Source organism: Streptomyces koelreuteriae (genome assembly GCF_018604545.1).
GTDB lineage: Bacteria > Actinomycetota > Actinomycetes > Streptomycetales > Streptomycetaceae > Streptomyces > Streptomyces koelreuteriae.
The window spans coordinates 2320302-2343285 of record NZ_CP075896.1; the positions used below are offsets into that span (position 1 = coordinate 2320302).

Here is a 22984-nt window from a genome sequence, read left to right on the forward strand (position 1 = left end):
GTTCCCAGGTATTACGCCGACCGGTCCAGGGCGCGCAGCGACCGGTCCGTGATGGAGCGGGCGCCGCGGCCGATCGCGATCGTGCCGGACTGGACCAGCTCCTTGATGCCGTACGGCTCCAGCATCTTGAGCATGGCGGAGAGCTTCTCGCCGGATCCGGTGGCCTCGATGGTGACGGCCTCCGGGGAGACGTCGACGGTCTTGGCGCGGAACAGCTGGACGATCTCGACGATCTGGGAGCGCGTCTCGTTGTCGGCGCGCACCTTCACCAGAACGAGTTCGCGCTGCACCGCCTGCGACGGCTCCAGCTCGACGATCTTGAGCACGTTGACGAGCTTGTTGAGCTGCTTGGTCACCTGCTCCAGCGGCAGGTCCTCCACCCCCACGACGATGGTGATGCGGGAGATGTCGGGGTGCTCGGTGACACCGACGGCGAGCGAGTCGATGTTGAAGCCGCGGCGGGAGAACAGGGCGGCGATCCGGGCGAGGATGCCGGGCGTGTTCTCCACCAGGACGGAGAGCGTGTGCTTGGACATGATCTTTTACGTCTCTCTCGCTCAGTCGTCTTCGTTGTCGCCGAAGTCGGGGCGGACGTCCCGGGCGGCCATGATCTCGTCGTTGGAGGTGCCGGCGGCGACCATCGGCCAGACCATCGCGTCCTCGTGGACGATGAAGTCGACGACGACGGGGCGGTCGTTGATGGAGTTCGCCTCCTCGATGACCTTGTCGAGGTCGTCCGGGGACTCGCAGCGGATGGCGTAGCAGCCCATGGCCTCCGACAGCTTCACGAAGTCGGGGACGCGGGTGCCGCGGGCCTGCGGGTTGATGTCCTCCGGGCCGGAGTGCAGGACCGTGTTGGAGTACCGCTGGTTGTAGAAGAGGGTCTGCCACTGGCGGACCATCCCGAGGGCGCCGTTGTTGATGACGGCGACCTTGATCGGGATGTTGTTCAGGGCGCAGGTGGTGAGTTCCTGGTTGGTCATCTGGAAGCAGCCGTCGCCGTCGATGGCCCAGACGGCCCGCTCAGGGGCACCGGCCTTGGCGCCCATGGCGGCGGGGACGGCGTAGCCCATGGTTCCGGCGCCGCCGGAGTTCAGCCAGGTGCCCGGCTTGTCGTACTCGATGAAGTGGGCGGCCCACATCTGGTGCTGGCCGACGCCCGCCGCGAAGATCGTGCCCTCGGGGGCGAGCTGGCCGATGCGCTGGATGACGTGCTGCGGGGAGAGCGAGCCGTCGTCGGGCTGGTCGTAGCCGAGCGGGTAGGTGTCGCGCCAGCGGCTCAGGTCCTTCCACCAGGCGCTGTAGTCGCCCTGCTGGCCTTCGCTGTGCTCCTTCTGGACGGCCTGGATCAGGTCGGCGATGACCTCGCGGGCGTCTCCGACGATCGGCACGTCGGCGGCGCGGTTCTTGCCGATCTCGGCCGGGTCGATGTCCGCGTGGACGATCTTGGCGAAGGGGGCGAAGCTGTCCAGCTTGCCGGTGACGCGGTCGTCGAAGCGGGCGCCGAGGGCGACGATCAGGTCCGCCTTCTGCAGACCGGTGACGGCGGCCACCGAGCCGTGCATGCCGGGCATGCCCAGGTGCTGGGGGTGGTCGTCGGGGAACGCGCCGAGCGCCATCAGGGTGGTGGTGACGGGCGCGCCGGTGAGCTCGGCGAGGACCTTCAGCTCGGCGGTGGCCCTGGCCTTGAGCACGCCGCCGCCGACGTACAGCACGGGACGCCTGGCCTGGGTGATCAGCTTGGCTGCCTCGCGGATCTGCTTGGCGTGCGGCTTGGTCACCGGGCGGTAGCCGGGCAGGTCCATGGCGGGCGGCCAGGAGAAGGTGGTCTTCGCCTGGAGGGCGTCCTTGGCGATGTCGACCAGGACCGGTCCGGGGCGGCCGGTGGAGGCGATGTGGAAGGCCTGCGCGATGATCTGCGGGATGTCCTCGGCCTTGGTGACGAGGAAGTTGTGCTTGGTGATCGGCATGGTGATGCCGACGATGTCCGCCTCCTGGAAGGCGTCCGTGCCGATCGCCTTGGACGCCACCTGGCCGGTGATCGCGACCAGCGGCACGGAGTCCATGTGCGCGTCGGCGATCGGGGTGACCAGGTTGGTCGCGCCGGGCCCCGAGGTGGCCATGCAGACGCCGACCTTGCCGGTGGCCTGCGCGTAGCCGGTGGCGGCGTGACCGGCGCCCTGCTCGTGCCGGACCAGGACGTGGCGCACCCTGGTGGAGTCCATCAGCGGGTCGTAGGCCGGAAGGATCGCACCGCCGGGAATGCCGAATACCGTGTCGGCGCCGACCTCCTCGAGAGAGCGGATGAGGGACTGCGCGCCCGTCACCTGCTCGGGGGCGGAGTGTCCTCCGGATCGGGGCCGGGGCTGCGGGTGGTGGGCCCCGGTGGCCTGCTCGGTCATCGGCATTCTCTTCTCAGATGCTGAGGGTTTTTTGCGAGGTTCGTGCGGTTTTCGGCTGCTGCACGTCAGGCGCCTGTGCAACAAAAAACCCCTCGTGCCATAAGGCAAGCGAGGGGAGCGCGCCGGGTGGAGTCGCTGAGCGGTCGAGGCTCAGCGTCAGCCGACGCGCTTTCCAAGTACGAGAATTCGGGTGCGCATGGCACAGACCCTCCCCCCGGCGCACACTCACTGTCAAGTGGGTGGGACGGGAGTCTCATTATGTGAGCGTAGGGCCGTACCGCCTCCGATGACGGCGGACACTCCCGAGCTGTACACCCGCGGGGCGCCGCCCGCGAACACCGGCTCGGCCGGTGCGTTCGGCACCGGGTAGTGGCCACCGGCGAGCGCCCGGCGCAGCCGGTACTCGTCGAGCGGTCCGGAGAACGCCATGCCCTGCCCGTGCGTGCAGCCCATCGCGCGCAGGGCGACGACCTGCTCGGGCAGGTCCACCCCCTCGGCCACGGACTTCAGCCCGAGATCGGTGGCGATGCGCAGCAGCCCACTGGTGATTTTGTACAGCCGGGCCGACTCGACGACGCCCTCGACCAGCGCGCGGTCGAGTTTCAGGATGTCGACGGGGAACCGCCTGAGGGCCGTGATCGCCGCGCAGTCGCTGCCGAACCCGTCGAGCGCGATCCGGACGCCGACCCGCCGCAGGGCGCCGAGGCGCCGCTCCAGCTCGTCCGGCGAGACCTTCGGGCCGGTGTCGGACAGCTCGATGATCAGCGACCCGGAGGGCAGCCCGTGCCGGGTGAGCAGCGCCTCGATCGAGCCGAGCGGCATCGACCGGTCCAGCAGGCGGCGCGCGCTCATCCGGACCACGACCGGCACGGACAGCCCGGTCGCCTGCCGCTCGGCGGCCTGCTCGACGGCTTCCTCGATCACCCACCGGCCCAGCTCGGCGGTCTTGTCGCTGTCCTCGGCCACGCGCAGGAACTCCGCCGGGGTGAACAGCACCCCCTGTGAGGAGCGCCAGCGCGCCTGCGCGGACACCGATGTGATCCGGCCGTCCTCCAGGCAGACCACCGGCTGGTGCAGCAGGGCGAACTCGCCGTCGTGCAGCGCGGCCCGCAGGCGCGTGGCCAGCTCCACCTTGCGTACGACGTCCTGCTGCATCTGTGGCTTGTACAGCTCGACGCGGCCCTTGCCGCCGGCCTTGGCGCGGTACATGGCCAGGTCGGCGTTGCGCAGCAGCTCGCCCGCGCCGAGGCCCGCGTCCGCGAAGGCGACGCCGATGGAGGCGTTGACACGGACATCGTTGCCGTCGATGAGGTACGGCTGGGACAGCGTCGTCCTGAGGCGGTCGGCGAGTTCCACTATGTGCCGCTCCCGGGCGGCCCGGTCGCGGGTGTTGTCGCCGACGATCAGGGCCGCGAACTCGTCGCCGCCCAGCCGGGAGGCGGTGTCGCCCTGGCGGACGGAGTCCTGGAGTCTGCGGGCGGCCTGGACGAGCAGCTCGTCCCCCGCCTGGTGCCCGATGGTGTCGTTGACGGCCTTGAAGCCGTCGAGGTCGATGAACAGCACGGCCGTGTTCCGCAGGGCCACGCCCCGGTCGGAGGCCCTTCGGCCCGAGAGGGCGTGCTGGACGCGCCGGGTGAACAGGGCGCGGTTGGGCAGGTCCGTGAGCGGGTCGTGCTCGGCGTTGTGCTGCAACTGGGCCTGGAGCCGGACCCTTTCGGTCACGTCCCTGCTGTTGAAGATGAGGCCGCCGTGATGGCGGTTGACGGTCGATTCGACGTTGAGCCAGGCTCCGTCACCCGACCGGAAGCGGCACTCGATGCGCGTAGTGGGTTCCTCGACGGGGCTGGCGGCGAGGAACCTGCGCGCCTCATGCACGACGCAGCCGAGGTCCTCCGGGTGGATGAGATTGGCCAGTTCCGTACCCACCAGATCCTCCGCCGAGCGGCCGTAGACACCGGCGGCGGCCGGGGAGACGTACCTCAGGACTCCGCTGGGCGCGGCGATCATGATGACGTCGCTGGAGCCCTGCACCAGGGAGCGGAAGTGGTTCTCCGCCTGGGCCAGTTCCTGGGTGAGGGTGATGTTGTCGAGCAGCATGATGCCCTGGCGCACGACGAGCGCGAGCACGACCGTGCCCCCGGTCAGCAGGACCACGCGGTCGACGCTGCGGCCGTTGAGGACGTTGTAGAGGATCCCCAGCGTGCACACGGCGGCCGCGAGATACGGCGTGAGGGCGGCGAGGGAGCCGGAGATGGGCCGGGCGGCCGGATAGCGGCCGAGCTCGCCTCCGGGTGCGGGCGGCTGGTGGTGCGGCCCGCTGCGCTGCCCGGGCAGGTGCTCGTGCACCACGCGCGTGTGCCCGGTCGTGCTCTGCCGGTCGAGGCCGTGCCGGTCGGTGTCCGGCGTGCGGGGCGCGGCCCACGGGGCGTACGCCAGGAGCAGCGAGCCGGCGAACCAGCCCGCGTCGAGCAACTGGCCGGAGCGGTAGTCGTGGTGCATCAGCGGCGAGGTGAACAGGGCGTCGCACATCACGGTCAGCGCGAGCGCGCCGATGGCGGTGTTGACCGCGGAGCGGTTCACCGCGGAGCGCCTGAAGTGCAGCGCGAGGACCATGCTGACCAGTGCGATGTCGAGCAGCGGGTAGGCCAGCGACAGCGCGGTGTGCGCCACGCCGGGCCCTTCGGACTTGGCGGCCTGGGCAAGGGCGAGGCTCCAGGCCAGGGTGAGCAGCGAGCCGCCGATCAGCCAGGCGTCCAGCCCGAGACAGACCCAGCCGGCCTTGGACGCCGGCCGCTTGGCGAGCACGAGCAGCCCGACGATGGCGGGCGGCGCGAAGCAGAGGAAGAACAGGTCGGCGTAGCTGGGGCTGGGCACGGGCAGTCCGAGGACCACCTCGTACCACCCCCAGACGAGGTTGCCGAGGGCCGCCATGGCCGAGGAGAGGCCGAAGAGCAGCCATGCGGGTCGAAAGCGGGTGCGGCGGTTGCGGGCGTAGAGGAAGCACGACACGGAGGCCGTGGCCGCTGCGGCGCTCAGCCCGAAGTCGCCCATGATGAGCGCCACTTGGTAGGAGCCCCAGCCGAGCGCGGAACCGACGGCGTATCCCGCGCAGACGAGGGCGAGGACGAGTTGGAGGGCCAGGCCCGGCCGAGGGCCGGAGAGCGGCGTACGGGGCAGCAGCACCCCTGGCGACGGAGGCTGTGCCCGCAGCGCTCCGTCCAGCATGGGGGTCGGGGGCGCACTCACCGGGCCCTCCCGGTCCGTGCGCCTTGGTCATGATCGCTGCGGTGGGTGTGGTGGCCGCCGTGATCGGCGTGGTGACCGCGTCGGAACGCGGCCGTCCGCCAGGGTCGCCGCCGGCCGCCCCGTCCGGTCGGATCGCTCGTCCATGGGCCGTGCATCGCCTGTCGCCCCCCTCACAGTCCGAAGTGTCCGTCCCCGGCGCCGAATATCCCCCGGCGCTGCCCCTGTCGGGACGATACACCAGTCTCGTCACTCAGGGACATAGGTTCTCTACTCTCCGTGACGATCAACAGATATATGAGTACCCACCGCACCCGAAGGATTGCGGACGGTACCCGAGGTCGCTTCAGTCTGTTGATGCACCCGTCGTGAGGATCACGTTGCGGAGCGGCTCCCGGTTCACATAACGGTTCAACTGGTCCACCAGGAGCCGCTCGGCGCGCGGAAGGAACGCGGAGGTGGGTCCGCCGACATGAGGGCTGATGAGTACCCCCGGCGCACGCCACAGCCGGTGTTCGCGCGGCAGGGGCTCGGGGTCGGTGACGTCTAGGGCGGCGGTGATGCGGCCGGTCTCCACCTCGGCGAGCAGGGCCTTGGTGTCGACGACGGGGCCGCGGGCCACGTTGACCAGGAGCGCGCCGTCCTTCATCCGGGACAGGAAGTCGGCCCCGGCCAGGCCGCGGGTGGCCTCGGTGAGCGGTGTGGACAGGATGACGACGTCCGCTTCGGGGAGCAGGGAGGCGAGTTCGGTGAGCGGGTGCACCGGACCGCGCGCCGTGGTGCGCTCGGAGCGCGCGACGCGCGCCACCCGCGCCACCTCGAACGGAACGAGCCGGTCCTCGATGGCCGCGCCGATCGATCCGTATCCCACGATGAGGATGTTCTTGTCGGCGAGCGCGGGCCGGAATCCGCCGAGCCACTCCCCCCGGTCCTGCGCGCGGACGAAGTCGGGGATCCCGCGGAGCGAGGCCAGGATCAGCGCGAGGGTGAGCTCTCCGGTGCTGGCCTCGTGCACCCCGCGCGCGTTGCACAGCCGCACGCCCGGAGGCAGGTGCGGCAGCCCGGGCTGCACGTGGTCGATCCCGGCCGAGAGGGTCTGCACGACCTCTACATGACTCATCTGCGGCATGGGACGCACGCACAGCGGGCTCGGCTTCATGTAGGGGACGACGTAGAAGGCGCAGTCCGCCGGGTCGGCGGGGAAGTCGTCCTCGCCGTTCCAGTAGCGGTAGCCGGGACCCTCGGGGAGTCCCTCGATCTCTTCCGGCGGGATGGGCAGCCACACGTCAGCAGTCATGCTCTGGAGGCTATGTCAGGAGCGTGCGACGGCAGAGGTTAGGTTGGGGTGGCCGGAACAGGGAGGGTCACGACCAGGTGGAGCGCAGGACGATCGGCGCGGCGGCGCTCGCGGTGGGGGCCGTCGGACTCGGGTGCATGCCGATGAGCTGGGCCTACAGCACCTCTCGGCAGCGTGGTGACGAGTCGCTCAGGGCGGTGCACCGGGCCCTGGACCTGGGCGTGTCCCTGCTGGACACGGCCGACATGTACGGCCCCTTCACCAACGAACTGCTGGTGGGGCGGGCGTTGAAGGAGCGCCGGTCCGACGCGTTCGTGTCGACCAAGGTCGGTCTGCTGGTGGGCGACCAGCACATCGTCGCCAACGGCCGCCCGGGGTATGTGAAACGTGCCTGCGACGCCTCGCTGCGGCGTCTGCAGACGGACGTCATAGACCTCTACCAGCTGCACCGGGCCGACCCGGAGGTGCCCGTCGAGGAGACGTGGGGCGCGATGGCCGAGCTCGTCCAGGCCGGGAAGGTGCGGGCGCTCGGTCTGTGCGCGGTGGGCGCGCGGGCGGGCCGCCGGGGCGGGGCCCGCCCGCACGACGCGACGATACGGCAGCTGGAGCGGGTGCAGCAGGTCTTCCCGGTGAGCGCGGTGGAGGCGGAGCTGTCGGTGTGGTCGCCCGAGGCGCTGGAGACCCTGCTGCCGTGGTGTCAGACGCGGGGCGTCGGCTTCCTCGCCGCGATGCCGCTCGGCAACGGCTATCTGACCGGCAGGCTGCGGACCGGCGCGGGCTTCGAGGCGGACGATCTGCGCGCCCGGCACCCCCGGTTCACGGGCGAGATGATGGCCGCGAACCAGCCGATCGTCGCGGGCCTGCGCCGCGTGGCCCGCCGCCACGGCGAGCACGTCACCACCGCCCAGGTCGCCCTCGCCTGGGTCCTCGCCCAGGGCCCGCACGTGGTCCCGGTCCCGGGCACGAAGCAGGAGCGCTGGGTCACGGAGAACGCGGCCGCGACGGCCCTGCGTCTGACGCCGGACAATCTGCGGGAAGTGGCAGTGCTGCCCCGGGCCCAGGGGTCGTGGGACTGAGCCGGGTCCGGACCCTGACGCCGGCCGGGTGCGTACGGCACAAACCCGCCCAGGGCCCCCCGTTCGCGGTTCGGGGTTCGGCGATCGGGAACTTGTGAGGCCCGAGCGGTGTATGACAGGGAGAACCCGCCGCGTCGAAGGGACCATGATCGTGCAACGTCGAGCCGTCCCGGCCGTGTTGGCCGCCGCCGCGCTCCTGCTGACGGCCGGCTGCTCCTCCGACGGCGGAGGAACCTCCGGCTCCGACGAGGGCGCCTCCCCCGGTCGTACGGCACCGCAGTCCTCCGCGCCGCCGGGGAAGGCCGCCGAGGAGACACCTCCCGCGAAGGGCTCGGTGAAGGTGGTGCGCACCGTCGCCGAGGGCCTCGACTCCCCCTGGGGTCTCGCTCCGCTGCCGGGCGGCGGTCTGCTCGTCTCCTCCCGGGACGACGGGACGATCGTCCGGGTCGACGAGAAGACCGGGAAGAAGACCGAGCTGGGCGAGGTGCCGGGCGTATCGGCCGCCGGCGAGGGCGGCCTGCTGGGCATCGCCCTGTCGCCCGACTACGCCTCGGACCACATGGTCTACGCGTACTTCACCTCCGCCGGCGACAACCGCATCGTCCGCATGCTCTACGACGAGAAGAAGCCCGCCGGTGAGCAGCTCGGCGCTCCCGACACGGTCTTCAGGGGCATCCCCAAGGGCTTCATCCACAACGGCGGGCGGATCGAGTTCGGCCCGGACAAGATGCTCTACGTCGGCACCGGCGAGAGCGGCGACACCGGTCTGTCCCAGGACAAGGACTCCGTGGGCGGCAAGATCCTGCGCCTGACCCCGGAGGGCGAGCCCGCGCCGGGCAACCCGTTCCCCGGCTCGCCGGTGTACTCGTTGGGCCACCGCAATGTGCAGGGCCTCGCCTGGGACACCAAGCAGCGGCTCTTCGCCTCGGAGTTCGGCCAGGACACCTGGGACGAGCTCAACGCGATCAAGCCGGGCGACAACTACGGCTGGCCGGAGGCCGAGGGCAGGTCGGGCGACGGGGACTTCCACAACCCGATCGACCAGTGGACGACGGCCGAGGCGTCCCCCAGCGGCATCGCCTACGCCGAGGGTTCGGTCTGGATGGCGGGCCTGCGCGGCAAGCGGCTGTGGCGCATCCCGCTGAACGGCACGGAGGCCTCGGCCGAACCGCAGGCCTTCCTGGACGGCGAGTACGGCCGGCTGCGCACGGTCGTCCCGGCGGGCGGCGACCGGCTGTGGCTCGTGACCAGCAACACGGACGGCCGGGGCAGCCCCGAGGACGGGGACGACCGGATCCTCGAGCTGCGGGTGTCGTAGCCGCCTAGAGCGTGTCTCTTTGATCGGTTGGTCAGTTGATCGGATGTGTCCGTCCGGTTAGTGATCACTGATGCGATGTGGGGCCGGATCGAGCCGCTGATGCCGGCCGATCCGGTCCGCGGTCGGCGATGGGCCGATCACCGCCGAACGTTGGAGGCCATCGCGTGGAAGTACCGCACCTGCTCGCCCTGGCGGGACTTGCCGGACGAGCTCGGCTCGTTCCAGACCGCTCACAAACGCCTGATCAGGTGGGCCGTGGACGGCACCTGGGAACTCATCCTTGCCGCGGTCCTGGCAGCGGCCGACGACGCTGACGACATCGGCTGGACTGTCTCGGTGGACTCCACTGTCTGCCGGGCTCACCAGCACGCCGCCGGAGCCAGGAAAAGGGGGCGCCAGGCCGGGCCGAACCCGATGACCATGCCCTCGGACGCTCCCGCGGCGGCCTGAGCACGAAAGTCCACCTCGCCAGCGACAGCCGTGCACGGCCCCTGGTCCTCCGCGTCACCGCAGGCCAGGCGGGCGACGCTCCGGCCTTCGAGACGGTCATGGCAGGCATCCGTGTTCCGCGAAGCGGACCCGGACGACCGAGAAACCGTCCCGATACCGTCCTGGCGGACCGCGCGTATTCATCCCGCGCGATCCGCAATCATCTCCGGCGACGCGGGATCCGTGCGGTCATCCCCCAGCCGTCCGACCAGGTCGGCCACCGGCTGCGCCGGGGCCGCGACGGAGGCCGCCCGCCGGCATTCGACGCCGAGGCGTACAAGCAGCGCAACGCCGTCGAGCGGTGCATCAACCGGCTGAAGCAGTGGCGCGGCCTGGCCATGCGAACGGACAAGCTCGCCATCGCCTACCAGGCCGGACTCCACCTCGCGGCCATCCTCATCTGGACAGCCGCTTGACGGCCGAAGCGCCTTGCCCGCGAAGATGACCACATGGACGATCTTGTGAAGTTCCTCGTCGCGCGCATCATGGACGACAACCACGCCTATGCCTACGTGGCCGACACCCTGGGCGGCGAGGCTCTTCTCGACAGCCATCTCCCCATGCTCGACCTGACCGAGCAACTGGCGCACGACTACAAGGCCATAGATCCCTCGGACTCCCGCATGGCCGGCCTGGCATACGTACTTCGGGTCCTAGCCCAGTCATACGCCGAGCACCCCGCCTACCGGCAGGAATGGCGCCCATAGCGTTTCAAGGAGACAAGCTCTAGCCCTCGTGGTCCTCCGGCTCCTGCTGCGGGCGTACGACGACCTTCCCGGACGCCAGGTCTATCGGCCCGCGTCCGGGATCACCGTCGCCGGTGTCCTCCCGGGTCAGTTCCAGGCGGTTCTGCTCGTCGCGGGTGTGCTTGCGGCCGGGCGAGAACAGCTCCTCGAACACGTTGAACACGGTGCCTCCCTCGGCCGCGGCGACAGCGGCCTCCCTTACAGCGTATGCCTCAGCCCGCCGGGCGGGGTATGACCGATTCGGCCGGAAACAGCCCCAGCCGGTGCGCCACCGCCGCCGCCTCGCCGCGCCCGGAGACGCCGAGCTTCGCCAGGATGTTGGAGACGTGGACGCTCGCGGTCTTCGGGGAGATGAACAGCTCCTCGGCGATCCGGCGGTTGGTATGGCCGACGGCGACCAGGCGCAGTACATCCCGTTCCCGGCTGGTGAGGCCGAGGGCCTCGGCGGGGTCGGCCGGGGCGGGGGCGGGTTGCGAGGCGGGTGCGACCGGGAGGCGGGCGCGCTGGGCGAGCGCGGCGGCGGACTCGGCGAGGGGCCGGGCGGCGAGGTGGCGGGCGACGGTCTGGGTGAGGCGCAGCAGCTCCGTGGCGCGGTCGCGTTCGTCCTCGCCGCCGCCCGTCAGCAGGGACTCGGCCAGGCGGTACCGGACGCGGGCGAGGTCGTAGGGCCGCTCCAGGGGTTCGAAGGCGGTGACCACCCGCGACCAGGTGTCCGGGGTGCTCAGGCCCTCGGCGCGCTGGAGTTCGGCGCGGACCCAACTCTCGTGGGCGAGCCAGACGGGGGCGTTGGTGGTGAGGCGCTTGGTGGCCTTGAGGATGCCGTCCAGGGCCTCGGCGCGGCCGTCCCGCGCGGCGGGCAGGGCGCGGGCGTCGGCCTCCGCGGTGGCCGCTTCGAGCAGCAGCGGCCAGGCGTAGCGCTGGGTGCCGGGCGGGAAGCCGGATTCCAGGGTGCGGGCCAGTTCGGCGCGGGCGTCGGGGAGGCGGCCCTCGGCGACGGCGACGGCGATGGTGAGGCAGGAGACCGGGAGCTCGTGCTGCGGCATGGGGTCGAGCGGACCGTAGGCGGCGCGGCCCTCGGCGAGATGGCGGGCGGCCTCGGGGACCCGGCCGCGGGCGAGTGCGAGGAACGCCAGGCTGTTGGCGCCGGAGCCGTGCGGCCCGGCCGTCTGACCGCGCCGCTGGGCGTTGCCCGCCGCTTCGGCGGCCTCGTCCCAGCGGCCCAGCGAGATGAGCGACTCCGCGAGGTTGCTCCAGATCCAGGCCTCGGCGACCCGCAGGCCCATCGCCCCGGTGAGCCGCAGGCCCTCGCGCAGGATGTCGACGGACGCCTCGGAGCGGCCGAGGCCTTCGAGGGCGTGGGGCAGGTTCACATGGCTGCGGCCCACGACCGCCGCGAGGCTCCGGGCGACCACCTCGTCCCTGACCTCGTACATGTGCGTGAGCCCGGCCTCGATCTGCCCGGCGTCGACCATGAGGCCGCCGAGGGTGAGCCGGGCGTTGGACTCGATGTCGTCGGCGCTCACCATGCGCGCGTACTCGACGGCGCGCTCGGCGGCCGTCAGGGCCTCCGGGCCGGGCTCGTGGAGCATCGACCAGTGGGCGGCCAGGGCGAGCACCTCGGCGTGCACCTCGGACGGCGGCAGGCCCCGGACCAGGTCCTGCGCGGTGGCGATCTCCTTCCAGCCGTCGCCGCGGGCGAGGCTCTGCACCAGCCGGGAGCGCTGGATCCAGAACCAGGCGGCGCGCAGGGGGTCGTCCTCGTCGTCCAGCAGGCGCAGCGCCCGCTTGGTGATCTTCAGGGCGCGTTCGCGCTCCCCGCAGAGCCGTCCGGCCACGGCCGCCTCGGCCAGCAGGTCGAGATGGCGCAGCGCGGTGGTGGCCGGGTCGCAGCCGCAGGGAGGGTAGACCTCGGCGTAGTCGACGGGGCGCAGGGTGCTCCGTACGGCGTCGGGGGTGGCGTCCCACAGTTCCATGGCCCGTTCCAGCAGCCGCAGTTGCTCGGCGTAGGCGTGGCGGTGGCGGGCCTCGACGGAGGCGTCGAGGACGGCGGGCAAGGCCTTGGCGGGGTCGTGGGCGTGGTACCAGTAGCTGGCCAGGCGGGCCGCGCGCTGGTCGGCGGGGACGAGCGTCGGGTCGGCCTCCAGGGCTTCGGCGTAGCGGCGGTTCAGGCGGGAGCGTTCGCCGGGGAGCAGGTCGTCGCTGACGGCCTCGCGGACCAGGGAGTGACGGAAGCGGTAGCCGTCGCCGCCGCGGGCGGGGGCGAGGATGCTGGCGTTCACGGCGGCCCGCAGCGCCTCGATGAGATCGTCCTCGGCGAGCCGGGCGACGGCGGCCAGCAGCCGGTACTCGACGGTGGAGCCGCCCTCGGCGACGATCCGGGCGATCTGCTGGGCCTCCTCGGGCAGCCCTTCCACGCGGACGAGCAGCAGGTCGCGCAGGGAGTCGGTCAGCCCCCTGCGGCAGCCCTCGAGTCCGGCGACGGCGAGTTCCTCGACGAAGAAGGCGTTGCCGTCGGAGCGTTCGAAGATCGCGTCGATCCGGTCCGCGTCGGGTTCCTGGGCGAGGATGCCGGCGACCTGGCGGCACACCTCCTCGCGGGTGAAGCGGGCGAGTTCGAGGCGGCGGACGGTGCGGAGCCGGTCGAGTTCGGCGAGCAGGGGCCTGAGCGGATGGCGGCGGTGGATGTCGTCGGAGCGGTAGGTGGCGAGGACGACGAGGCGGCCGGTGCGCAGGGTGCGGAAGAGATAGGCGAGCAGATGGCGGGTGGAGGCGTCGGCCCAGTGCAGGTCCTCCAGGGCGAGGACGACCGTGTGATCGGCGGCGACGCGCTCCAGCAGGCGGGCGGTGAGTTCGAAGAGGCGGGCCATGCCGTCCTCGTCGCGCCGCCCGGTGCCGGACTCGCCCAGCTCGGGCAGCAGCCGGGCCAGCTCCTCCTCCTGTCCGGCGGCCGCGGCGGCCAGCTCGCCGGGGAGTTCGCGGCGCAGGGCGCGCAGCGCGGTGGAGAACGGCGCGAAGGGCAGTCCGTCGGCGCCGATCTCCACACAGCCGCCGAGTGCGACCACCGCCCCCCGGCGGCGGGCGGCGGTGGCGAACTCCTCGATGAGGCGGGTCTTGCCGACCCCGGCCTCTCCGCCGATGAGCAGGGCCTGCGGCTCGCCCTCGCGGGAGCGGGCGAGGGCGTCGTGCAGCGCGCCCGACTCCTCGGCACGGCCGACGAACACGGGGCTGACGGACCTGGTCTCCACGGGCCCGAGCATCGCATGCGTGTCCGACACAGCGGCACCGGTTTTCCGATCAGCGGTCTTCCGATCACCGGTCTTCCGATCGGAGGACAGGACACCGACGGCCGCCGCTCCGGCCGGTGCCGCCCCGGCGTTCACGCGGCCCGGGTGGACCGGGTCCGGCGCAAGCCCCGGGTATGGCTCTCGTGCTCGGCGGAGTTCTCGGCCGCTTCCCGGCGGGCCCGGGCGGCCTCGCGGACCAGGCGCTGGTGTTCGGCCCGGCTGATGAGGTCGGCGGTGCGCAACTGCTGGAGTTCGTACTCGAACATGGTGTGTCCTTCGAGGTGAGAGGGTCGGTCACGGAGGGTTTCTCCGTGCTGACCTCACTCTCGTCTCCCAGGCGGGCCCGCCACATCGGGAGAGTTCCGCATCTTCGGCGGCGGCCGGGGCCTTAGGACACGGCTGAGGGGTCCCAGGGGCTCCGTAAGGTGCTTACGGAACTCCTAAGACCCCTCAGGACCTGCGGTGACTCAGCCTGCGGAGGGCAGTCCGAGCAGGATGCCGGTGTACTTGAGGACGGCCAGGAACAGGCCGATGACACCGAGCGCGACGCCCGCCCAGGCGACGGACTTGATCCAGGGGGCCTGGATCCTGCCGGGCGTGCCGAACGCGGGCCGGGCCAGCGTCACGACGCCGACGACCAGCGCGACGACCGCGAACAGGCCGGCCCACAGGGCGGTGGCCTGCCAGGCGTCGCCGTAGACCGCCTGGATCTGCTGGGCCACGCCCGCTCCCTGCGCGGTCTCCAGCTGGCCGACCAGGTTCTGGCGCGCCGCGGCGATCGTGCCGACCCAGCTGCCGGTGAGCGAGACGACGCCCAGCGCGGCGGAGACCACGGCGGCGGCACCCTGGCCGGTGCCGGAGGGGGTCTCCTCCTTGGTCGCGACGACCTCGGTCTCGGCAACCTCTGTCTCGACGACCTCCGCCTCGGCCGGGGCCTCGGTCGTGGTCGCCTCGTCGGACTCGGTGGTGTCCACCGCCTTCTCGGTCGTGGCCTCGGTGGCCTTGGTCTCGTCCACTGCGTTCGTTGCCATGTCTCGCACCGTAAAGTCGCTGTCTGAGAAGTCTCTTAATGATCGTTGTGAGCGGCACGCGCGCGGGCCGCCCGCCACTCGGGCGCCAGCACCGACCAGACTTCGAGATCGTGCCGTACGCCACGATAGGGGTGCGCCTCGCGTCGCACACCGTCGCGGGTCATGCCGAGGCGCCGGGCCACGTTCAGACTGGGCTGATTTCCCGCTGCGGCGACCCACTCGATCCGGTGAATGCCGCGCTCCTCGACCGCCCAGTCGATGAGGACGCGCATGGCCCGGGTGACCAGGCCGCGCCCCGTCCCGGCGGGCTCCAGCCAGCAGCCGACCTCGCAGTTGCCGCTCGCCGCGTCGAAGTTCAGGAACAGCACGCCGCCCACGAGTTTGCCGTTCAGCCACAGGCCGTGCAGCGAGCGGGTGTCGGCCGCGCGCATGTCGGCGTACCGCTGGAGCATGGCCCGCGCGGACTCCACGTCCGTCTCCTGCGAACCGAAGCTGATGAACTGCCCGATGAAGTCCCTGCCCCGCTCCAGGTGCGCGAAGAACTCCTCGGCGTGCCAGGGCTCGAGGGGCCTCAGCTCGGCGTCGTCACCCAGGGATATCGCGTACATCCCGCTGCCGCTCCTCCTCCGCCAGGACGTCCGCCACCTCGGCGTCCGTCGCGGCGGCCAGCCTCTCATGGGCGGCCCGGGCCTCGGGCGGTTCGATGCTGATCCGCGGCAGGCGCTTGTCGAGCCAGCGGGGCAGCCACCAGTTGGCGCCGCCGAGCATGTGCATGAGGGCGGGGACGAGGAGCGTGCGCAGGACGAAGGCGTCCAGGGCGACGGCGGCGGCCAGGGCGATGCCGAACATGGCGATCACGCGGTCGCCGCTGAGGACGAAGGCCAGGAAGACGGAGATCATGATGACCGCCGCCGAGTTGATGACCCGGCTGGTCTCGGCGAGGCCGACGCGCACGGCTCGCCGGTTGTCGCCGGTCTCCAGCCACTCCTCGTACATCCGGCTGACCAGGAACACCTGGTAGTCCATGGAGAGGCCGAAGAGCACCGAGACCATGATCACGGGCAGGAAGGGCTCGATGGGGCCCGCGCTGCCGAGGCCGAGCAGTTCGCTGCCCCAGCCCCACTGGAACATCGCGACCACCACCCCGAAGGCGGAGGCCACGGCGGCGACGTTCATCGCGGCGGCCTTCAGCGGTATGCCGATCGACCGGAAGGCCAGCAGGAGCAGCAGACAGCCGAGGCCGATGACGACGCCGACGAAGACGGGCAGCTTGGAGACGATGACGTCGGCGAAGTCGTCGTAGCCGGCCGTCATGCCGCCGACGTGCGTGTCGAGCGAGGTGCCCGCCTCGGCGCGCGGCAGCACCTCGCCGCGCAGCCGGTCGACGAGGTCGCTGGTCTGCTTCGACTGCGGCGAGGACTCCGGTACGACGGTGAGGTACGCGGTGTGGCCGCCGGAGTCGAAGGTCGCCGGGGTGACCGAGGCGACGCCGTCGGTGGCGCGGAGTGTGCCGTCGAGGTTGTCCAGGGCGAGCTTGTCGTCGGCTCCGTCGACCTTGGTGACGAGGGTGAGCGGGCCGTTCACGCCGGGCCCGAAGCCGTCGGCGAGGAGGTCGTAGGCCTGCCGGGTGGTGGCCGTCCTGGGGTCGTTGCCCTGGTCGGAGGTGCCCAGGTGCAGGGAGAACGTGGGCAGCGCGAGGACGGCCATGACGACCAGGGCGACCCCGCCGAGCACCTTGGGGTGGCGCTCCACGAAGGCCGACCAGCGGGCGGCGAAGCCGGTGGGCAGCTCCGGCTGGGGCCCGTGCTCCGCGAGGCGGCGGCGTTCGCGGCGGCTGAGCGCGCGGGGGCCGATGAAGGACAACAGGGCGGGCAGCAGGGTCACGGAGGCCGCGACGGTGAGGACCACGGTCAGGCTGGCCGCGATGGCGACGCCGTTGAGGAAGCTCAGCCGCAGGATCAGCATGCCGAGCAGGGCGATGCAAACGGTGGCACCCGCGAAGACGACCGCGCGTCCCGTGGTGGCGACGGCGTTGGTGGCCGCCTCGGTGACCGAAAGACCGCGTTTCAGCCCGCGCCGGTGCCGCGTCACGATGAACAGCGCGTAGTCGATGCCGACGCCGAGCCCGATCAGCATGCCGAGCATGGGGGCGAAGTCGGCGACGGTCATGGCGTGCCCGAGCAGCACGATCCCCGCGTAGGCGGTGCCGACGCCGACCAGCGCGGTGGCGATGGGCAGCAGGGAGGCGGCGAGCGAGCCGAAGGCGAGGAACAGCACGACCGCGGCGACGACCACGCCGACGATCTCGGCGATGTGCCCGCCGGAGGACTGGGTGAGGGCGACGGCGCTGCCGCCCAGCTCCACCTGGAGCCCGTCGGTCTCCGCGCTCTTCGCGGTGTCGACGACGGCCCTGGCCTCGCCCTGGTCGATGTCCTCGGCCCGGTCGTCGAAGGTGACCGTGGCGTACGCCGTGCGGGCGTCCGCGCTGATCCGGCCCGTGCCCGGCCCGTCGTAGGGGCTGGTCACGGAGGCCACGCCGGGCAGGTGCTCGATCTTGTCCAGGGTGCGGGTCATCGTCTGCTCGACGTCGGCGGCGCGGACGGTGCCGGACGTGGTGTGCCAGACGACGGTGTCGCTGTCGCCGCCGAGCTTCGGGAAGCCCTCGTGCAGCAGCTCGGTGGCGCGGCCCGACTCGGTGCCGGGGACCTGGTAGTCGTTCGAGTACGCGGAGCCGGCGACGGCGGCGCCCGCGGCCACCCCCGCGCAGGCGAGCAGCCAGAGCAGAACGGTGACCAGACGGCGTTGGACACACCAGCGTGCTAGGGCTGCCACGAGACGTGCTCCCAGGGTGACTTTTTGTGGATCTTTGACCGGGAGCAGTCGTCCGCGACCTGAACATCCAGCAAAGAACGCATGAGCAATGCGAAGCCACTCTTACAGGCGCGCGAGATCCTTTGTCGCTTTCGTGGGCTTATTCACAGTGGCCGTGATCAGTCGAACTGGTCCCCCAGCGCCATCACCATCGTCCCCGCGATCAGCAGCCACAGCGCCCGCCGGGTGCGTCCCCGGTAGCCCAGCGCGGCGGCGCCGGCGCACACGAGCGCACCGCAGGCGTACGCCGCCGGGACGAGCGCCGGGCGGGTGAGACGGAGCAGCGCCGCGGCCAGGCCCGCGAGGGTCAGCAGGGCACCGGTCCCGGCGGCGGTCCAGCGGGCCCGCCGCACGTCCTCGTCATACAGGTCGTCGTCGTCATCCGGATCGTCGTCGTCATCCAGGTCGTCGTCGTCATCGTCGGCGTCCGCATCGTCCGGACGGTCCGCGCCGTCGGGATGGTCCGCGCCATCCGGCTCGTCGTCCGGCTCCCGCTCCTCGTCCTGGTCGGCTTTCTGAACGGCGGCCGGCTCCGAGTCCGCTATCTCTGGGTCGGTGTCGGATTCAGCGCGTCCATGCATGGGCGAGACGGTAGCGCGTCATGAACGAAAAACCGGGTGCGGGGTCGTGCGCCCCCCTGTTAGCGTCCGCCGGTCCGAGGAACGCCCGCGGCAGCCCGCCGCCCGGCCGAAGCAGGTGCATTGTTTGACGGTCCGACCGAGCTCCTACGCATCCCCTTTCCTCTCCAAGGACTCAAGGAGCCCGTTCACCGATGTCGGACCACACTTCCCGGACCCCGAACGACCCCCTCGCTGACCGCACCGACCACCCCCGCTACCCGCGCAGCAACCGCTACGACGCCCGCTGGGCCATCGACAACCAGATGGGCCCGCACGCGCTCTGGCTGCTGGAGTGGCTGGCCCCGGCGCTGGGACTCGACACCCTGAGCCCCGGCTCGCGCGTGCTCGACCTGGGCTGCGGACGCGCCATGACGTCGATCTTCCTCGCCAAGGAGTACGACGTGTCGGTCACCGCCGCCGACCTGTGGATCAAGCCGGGCGAGAACGCCCCGCGCATCGCCGGGGCGGGCGTGGCCGACCGTGTCCTGCCCGTGCTCGCCGAGGCGCACGACCTGCCGTTCGGCGAGGGCAGCTTCGACGCGATCGTCTCCGTCGACGCCTACCAGTACTTCGGCACCGATGATCTGTACCTGCCCCGGCTGACGCGGCTGCTGAAGCCCGGCGGGCGGATCGGTGTTGTCGTACCGGCGCTGCGCGAGGAGATCGACGGCGTCGAGCCGCCGGAGCACCTCAAGCCGTTCTGGGAGCCCGATTTCTGGTGCTTCCACTCGGCCGCCTGGTGGCGTCGCCACTGGACCCGCAGCGGGGCCGTGGAGGTCGAGACGGCCGACTGGCTGGATGACGGCTGGCGCGACTGGCTGCGCTGGTGCGAGATCGTCGCCGACGAGCACACGGACGACTGGCACGTCCGGATGGCCGGCCAGTGCGCCGAGATGCTGCGACTCGACCAGGGCGGCACGCTGGGCTTCGTCCGGGTCGTCGGGCGCAAGCCGTAGAACACGCGCAGGGGGGATGCACCGGGTCCGGTGCATCCCCCCTGTCAGCTGCGTGCAGGCCGGGTCCGCGAAGGTCAGCCCTCGCTGACGCCCAGCTTCTGAAGGATCAGCTCCTTGACGCGAGCCGCGTCGGCCTGGCCCCGGGTCGCCTTCATGACCGCGCCGACCAGGGCGCCGGCCGCGGCCACCTTGCCGCCGCGGATCTTGTCCGCGACGCCCGGGTTGCCCGCGATGGCCTCCTCGACGGCCGCCGTCAGCGCGCCCTCGTCGGAGACGACCTTGAGACCGCGCTTGTCGACGACCTCGTCCGGGGTGCCCTCGCCCGCGAGGACGCCCTCGATGACCTGCCGGGCCAGCTTGTCGTTCAGATCGCCCTTCGTCACCAGCTCGGTGACCCGGGCGACCTGCTGCGGCGTGATCGCCAGCTCGTCGAGCGCCTTGCCCGACTCGTTGGCGCTGCGGGCCAGCTCGCCCATCCACCACTTGCGGGCGGAGGCGGCGTCGGCCCCGGCCTCGATGGTGGCGACGATCGGCTCCAGCGCACCGGCGTTGAGGATCGCCTGCATCTCGACGGCCGAGACGCCCCACTCCTCACGGAGCCGGCTGCGGCGGACCAGCGGCAGCTCGGGCAGGGCGCCCCGCAGCTCCTCGACCCACGCGCGCGACGGGGCCACGGGCACCAGGTCGGGCTCCGGGAAGTACCGGTAGTCCTCGGCCTCCTCCTTCACACGGCCCGAGGTCGTCGACCCCGTGTCCTCGTGGAAGTGCCGGGTCTCCTGGATGATCGTGCCGCCGCTGCCGAGGACAGCCGCGTGCCGCTGGATCTCGAAGCGGGCCGCGCGCTCCACGGACCGCAGGGAGTTGACGTTCTTCGTCTCCGAGCGGGTGCCGAACTTCTCGGTGCCGTTCGGGCGCAGCGACAGGTTCACGTCGCAGCGCATCTGGCCCATCTCCATCCGGGCCTCGGAGACGCCGAGCGCCTTGATGAGCTCGCGCAGCTCACGGACGTAGGCCCGCGCGACCTCGGGGGCACGCTCGCCCGCGCCCTCGATCGGCTTGGTGACGATCTCGATGAGCGGGATGCCGGCGCGGTTGTAGTCGAGCAGGGAGTGGGACGCGCCGTGGATACGGCCCGTGGCGCCGCCGACGTGCGTCGACTTGCCGGTGTCCTCCTCCATGTGGGCGCGCTCGATGTCCACGCGGAAGGTCTCGCCGTCCTCCAGCTGTACGTCGAGGTAGCCGTTGAAGGCGATCGGCTCGTCGTACTGGGAGGTCTGGAAGTTCTTCGGCATGTCCGGATAGAAGTAGTTCTTCCGGGCGAAGCGGCACCATTCGGCGATCTCGCAGTTCAGCGCGAGGCCGATCTTGATCGCGGACTCGACGCCGGTCGCGTTGACGACCGGGAGCGCGCCGGGCAGGCCGAGGCAGACGGGGCAGGTCTGCGTGTTCGCGTCCTGGCCGAGCGCGGTCGAACAGCCGCAGAACATCTTGGTCTTGGTGCCGAGTTCGACATGGACCTCGAGGCCCATGACGGGGTCGTACGACGCGAGTGCGTCCTCGTACGACACCAGGTCGGTCGTGGTGGTCACGGTGAAACTTCCCTCTCAGCCCAGCAGGACGTCGTCGTCGCCCAGCCGCTTCAGCTCGCGGTAGAGGATGGCGAGGCCGGTGACGATGGCGACGGCGGACACGGTGGCGTCGATCAGGACCAGCGTGTCCTGCTCGGCGCGGGCCTTCTTCAGCCGCTTGGCGACGCCGATCGCGCCGAACGCGGTCCCGGCCATGGACAGGTACGTGCCGGACTTGGACTTCTTGAAGCCCTTGGCCTTGGTCAGTGCACTCACAGCGACGGAGCCTCCTCGATCAGCGGATGGCCCCACTTTTCCACGAAGGCGGCCTCTACGGCGGCTCCCACCTTGTACAGGCGGTCGTCCTTCATGACGGGGGCGATGATCTGCAGGCCGACCGGGAGGTTGTCCTCCGGGGCGAGACCGCACGGCAGCGACATGGCCGCGTTGCCCGCCAGGTTGGTCGGGATGGTGCACAGGTCGGCGAGGTACATCGCCATCGGGTCGTCGGCGCGCTCGCCGATCGCGAAGGCGGTGGTCGGGGTCGTCGGCGAGACGATGACGTCGACCTGCTCGAACGCCTTGTCGAAGTCCTGCTTGATGAGCGTGCGGACCTTCTGGGCGCTGCCGTAGTAGGCGTCGTAGTAGCCGCTCGACAGGGCGTACGTGCCGAGCATGATGCGGCGCTTGACCTCGGGTCCGAAACCGGCCTCGCGGGTGAGGGAGGTGACCTCCTCCGCGGAGTGCGCGCCGTCGTCGCCGGTCCGGCGGCCGTAGCGCAGGCCGTCGAAGCGGGCGAGGTTGGAGGAGCACTCGGACGGCGCGATCAGGTAGTACGCCGACAGCGCGAGGTCGAAGGACGGGCAGTCCAGCTCGACGATCTCGGCGCCCAGCTCCTTCAGCAGCGCGACGGACTCGTCGAACCGCTGGATGACGCCGGCCTGGTAGCCCTCGCCGCGGAACTGCTTGACGACGCCGACGCGCATGCCCTCGACCGAGCCGTTGCGGGCGGCCTCGACGACCGCCGGGACGGGCTCGTCGATGGAGGTCGAGTCGAGCGGGTCGTGCCCGGCGATGACCTCGTGCAGCAGAGCGGCGTCCAGGACCGTGCGGGCGCAGGGGCCGCCCTGGTCGAGGGAGGAGGAGAAGGCGACCATGCCGTAGCGCGAGACCGCGCCGTACGTCGGCTTCACACCGACCGTGCCGGTGACGGCGGCGGGCTGGCGGATGGAGCCGCCGGTGTCGGTGCCGATGGCGAGCGGCGCCTGGAAGGAAGCGAGCGCGGCGGAGGAGCCGCCGCCGGAGCCGCCGGGGATCTTGGTGAGGTCCCAGGGGTTGCCGGTCGGGCCGTAGGCGCTGTTCTCGGTGGAGGACCCCATGGCGAACTCGTCCATGTTGGTCTTGCCGAGGATGACGACGTCGGCGGCCTTCAGGCGCTGGGTGAGCGTCGCGTCGTACGGCGGGATCCAGCCCTCGAGGATCTTCGAACCGACGGTGGTCGGGATGCCCTCGGTGGTGAAGATGTCCTTGAGCGCGAGGGGAACGCCGGCCAGCGGACCGAGCTTCTCCCCCTTGGCACGCTTCTCGTCGACGGCACGGGCCTGCGCCAGGGCGCCCTCACGGTCGACGTGCAGGAAGGCGTGCACCTTCTCGTCGACGGCCTCGATGCGGGCGAGGTGGGCCTCGGTGACCTGGACGGCCGTGAGCTCGCCGGAGGCGATCTTCGCGGCGGTCTCGGCGGCCGTGAGCTTGATGATGTCCGTCATGACTTCTTAGTCCTCCCCCAGGATCTGCGGCACCTTGAAACGCTGCTGCTCCTGGGCCGGGGCGCCGGAGAGCGCCTGCTCGGGGGTGAGCGACGGACGGACCTCGTCCACGCGCATGACGTTCGTCAGCGGGAGCGGGTGCGAGGTCGGCGGTACGTCTTGGTCGGCGACCTCGCTGACGCGGGCGACCGCGCCGATGATGTCGTCCAGCTGTCCCGCGAAGTGGTCGAGCTCTTCGGGCTTCAGCTCCAGACGCGCCAGCCGGGCGAGGTGGGCGACCTCCTCGCGCGTGATGCCAGGCATGCAGCGATCCTCTG

Annotated in this window: 20 protein-coding genes; 5 read left to right on the top strand and 15 right to left on the bottom strand. The window is 71.3% G+C overall.

Annotated features, from left to right (window positions below; genetic code table 11):
- Positions 1-11: 11 nt before the first annotated feature.
- The 4 genes from ilvN to KJK29_RS10110 all read right to left on the bottom strand — a co-directional run bounded on the left by ilvN (position 12) and on the right by KJK29_RS10110 (position 6942).
- The gene (gene ilvN / locus KJK29_RS10095; protein WP_010048631.1) at positions 12-536 is read right to left on the bottom strand and encodes an acetolactate synthase small subunit; all 525 of its coding nucleotides are present in this window, start codon (positions 534-536) and stop codon (positions 12-14) included.
- Positions 537-557: 21 nt separating this feature from the next.
- Positions 558-2408, bottom strand: coding sequence for an acetolactate synthase large subunit (locus KJK29_RS10100; RefSeq protein WP_215118369.1), 1851 nt, complete (start codon positions 2406-2408; stop codon positions 558-560).
- 225 nt (positions 2409-2633) lie between these two features.
- Entirely contained in the window at positions 2634-5648 is a 3015-nt protein-coding gene (locus KJK29_RS10105) for a putative bifunctional diguanylate cyclase/phosphodiesterase (protein ID WP_215118370.1), read from the bottom strand.
- Between the two features lie 343 nt (positions 5649-5991).
- A complete protein-coding gene (locus KJK29_RS10110; protein ID WP_215118371.1) occupies positions 5992-6942 on the bottom strand; it encodes a 2-hydroxyacid dehydrogenase in 951 nt (316 codons plus the stop codon).
- A gap of 77 nt (positions 6943-7019) precedes the next feature.
- On the opposite strand from KJK29_RS10110, the gene KJK29_RS10115 reads away from it, so the two are divergent.
- The 4 genes from KJK29_RS10115 to KJK29_RS10130 all read left to right on the top strand — a co-directional run bounded on the left by KJK29_RS10115 (position 7020) and on the right by KJK29_RS10130 (position 10532).
- A complete protein-coding gene (locus KJK29_RS10115) occupies positions 7020-8018 on the top strand; it encodes an aldo/keto reductase (protein ID WP_215118372.1) in 999 nt (332 codons plus the stop codon).
- A gap of 145 nt (positions 8019-8163) precedes the next feature.
- Positions 8164-9336, top strand: coding sequence for a PQQ-dependent sugar dehydrogenase (locus KJK29_RS10120; RefSeq protein ID WP_251057752.1), 1173 nt, complete (start codon positions 8164-8166; stop codon positions 9334-9336).
- Positions 9337-9411: 75 nt separating this feature from the next.
- Positions 9412-10241, top strand: a protein-coding gene (locus KJK29_RS10125; protein ID WP_370869196.1) for an IS5 family transposase whose coding sequence is annotated in 2 segments (ribosomal slippage) — positions 9412-9733 and positions 9733-10241 — 831 coding nt in all. Because the reading frame shifts where the segments join, the coding sequence is not laid out codon by codon here.
- 33 nt (positions 10242-10274) lie between these two features.
- Positions 10275-10532, top strand: coding sequence for a DUF6221 family protein (locus KJK29_RS10130; protein ID WP_215124622.1), 258 nt, complete (start codon positions 10275-10277; stop codon positions 10530-10532).
- Positions 10533-10551: 19 nt separating this feature from the next.
- Here KJK29_RS10130 and KJK29_RS10135 read toward each other — a convergent pair whose 3' ends face one another.
- The 7 genes from KJK29_RS10135 to KJK29_RS39355 all read right to left on the bottom strand — a co-directional run bounded on the left by KJK29_RS10135 (position 10552) and on the right by KJK29_RS39355 (position 18161).
- Entirely contained in the window at positions 10552-10734 is a 183-nt protein-coding gene (locus KJK29_RS10135) for a DUF6191 domain-containing protein (protein ID WP_215118375.1), read from the bottom strand.
- 49 nt (positions 10735-10783) lie between these two features.
- Positions 10784-13828, bottom strand: coding sequence for a helix-turn-helix transcriptional regulator (locus tag KJK29_RS10140; RefSeq protein ID WP_215124222.1), 3045 nt, complete (start codon positions 13826-13828; stop codon positions 10784-10786).
- A gap of 119 nt (positions 13829-13947) precedes the next feature.
- A complete protein-coding gene (locus tag KJK29_RS10145) occupies positions 13948-14121 on the bottom strand; it encodes a hypothetical protein (RefSeq protein ID WP_215118376.1) in 174 nt (57 codons plus the stop codon).
- Between the two features lie 201 nt (positions 14122-14322).
- Positions 14323-14895 (bottom strand): hypothetical protein, encoded by a 573-nt coding sequence (locus KJK29_RS10150; RefSeq protein WP_370869126.1) that lies wholly within the window; start codon positions 14893-14895, stop codon positions 14323-14325.
- A 26-nt stretch (positions 14896-14921) separates the two neighbouring features.
- A complete protein-coding gene (locus KJK29_RS10155; protein ID WP_215118378.1) occupies positions 14922-15494 on the bottom strand; it encodes a GNAT family N-acetyltransferase in 573 nt (190 codons plus the stop codon).
- A complete protein-coding gene (locus tag KJK29_RS10160) occupies positions 15472-17718 on the bottom strand; it encodes an MMPL family transporter (RefSeq protein ID WP_215118379.1) in 2247 nt (748 codons plus the stop codon). The genes KJK29_RS10155 and KJK29_RS10160 overlap by 23 nt, the downstream gene beginning before the upstream one ends.
- A 158-nt stretch (positions 17719-17876) precedes the next feature.
- The gene (locus KJK29_RS39355) at positions 17877-18161 is read right to left on the bottom strand and encodes a hypothetical protein (protein ID WP_370869197.1); all 285 of its coding nucleotides are present in this window, start codon (positions 18159-18161) and stop codon (positions 17877-17879) included.
- 368 nt (positions 18162-18529) lie between these two features.
- On the opposite strand from KJK29_RS39355, the gene KJK29_RS10170 reads away from it, so the two are divergent.
- The gene (locus KJK29_RS10170; RefSeq protein WP_215118381.1) at positions 18530-19333 is read left to right on the top strand and encodes an SAM-dependent methyltransferase; all 804 of its coding nucleotides are present in this window, start codon (positions 18530-18532) and stop codon (positions 19331-19333) included.
- Positions 19334-19407: 74 nt separating this feature from the next.
- Here KJK29_RS10170 and gatB read toward each other — a convergent pair whose 3' ends face one another.
- The 4 genes from gatB to gatC are packed head-to-tail and all read right to left on the bottom strand — an operon-like array spanning position 19408 to position 22970.
- The gene (gene gatB / locus KJK29_RS10175; RefSeq protein WP_215118382.1) at positions 19408-20922 is read right to left on the bottom strand and encodes an Asp-tRNA(Asn)/Glu-tRNA(Gln) amidotransferase subunit GatB; all 1515 of its coding nucleotides are present in this window, start codon (positions 20920-20922) and stop codon (positions 19408-19410) included.
- Positions 20923-20937: 15 nt separating this feature from the next.
- The gene (locus tag KJK29_RS10180; RefSeq protein ID WP_215118383.1) at positions 20938-21177 is read right to left on the bottom strand and encodes a hypothetical protein; all 240 of its coding nucleotides are present in this window, start codon (positions 21175-21177) and stop codon (positions 20938-20940) included.
- Positions 21174-22667 (bottom strand): Asp-tRNA(Asn)/Glu-tRNA(Gln) amidotransferase subunit GatA, encoded by a 1494-nt coding sequence (gatA, locus tag KJK29_RS10185; protein WP_215118384.1) that lies wholly within the window; start codon positions 22665-22667, stop codon positions 21174-21176. The genes KJK29_RS10180 and gatA overlap by 4 nt, the downstream gene beginning before the upstream one ends.
- Before the next feature lie 6 nt (positions 22668-22673).
- Positions 22674-22970: an Asp-tRNA(Asn)/Glu-tRNA(Gln) amidotransferase subunit GatC gene (gene gatC / locus KJK29_RS10190; protein WP_095936815.1), complete on the bottom strand. Its 297-nt coding sequence runs from the start codon at positions 22968-22970 to the stop codon at positions 22674-22676.
- Positions 22971-22984: the final 14 nt, after the last annotated feature.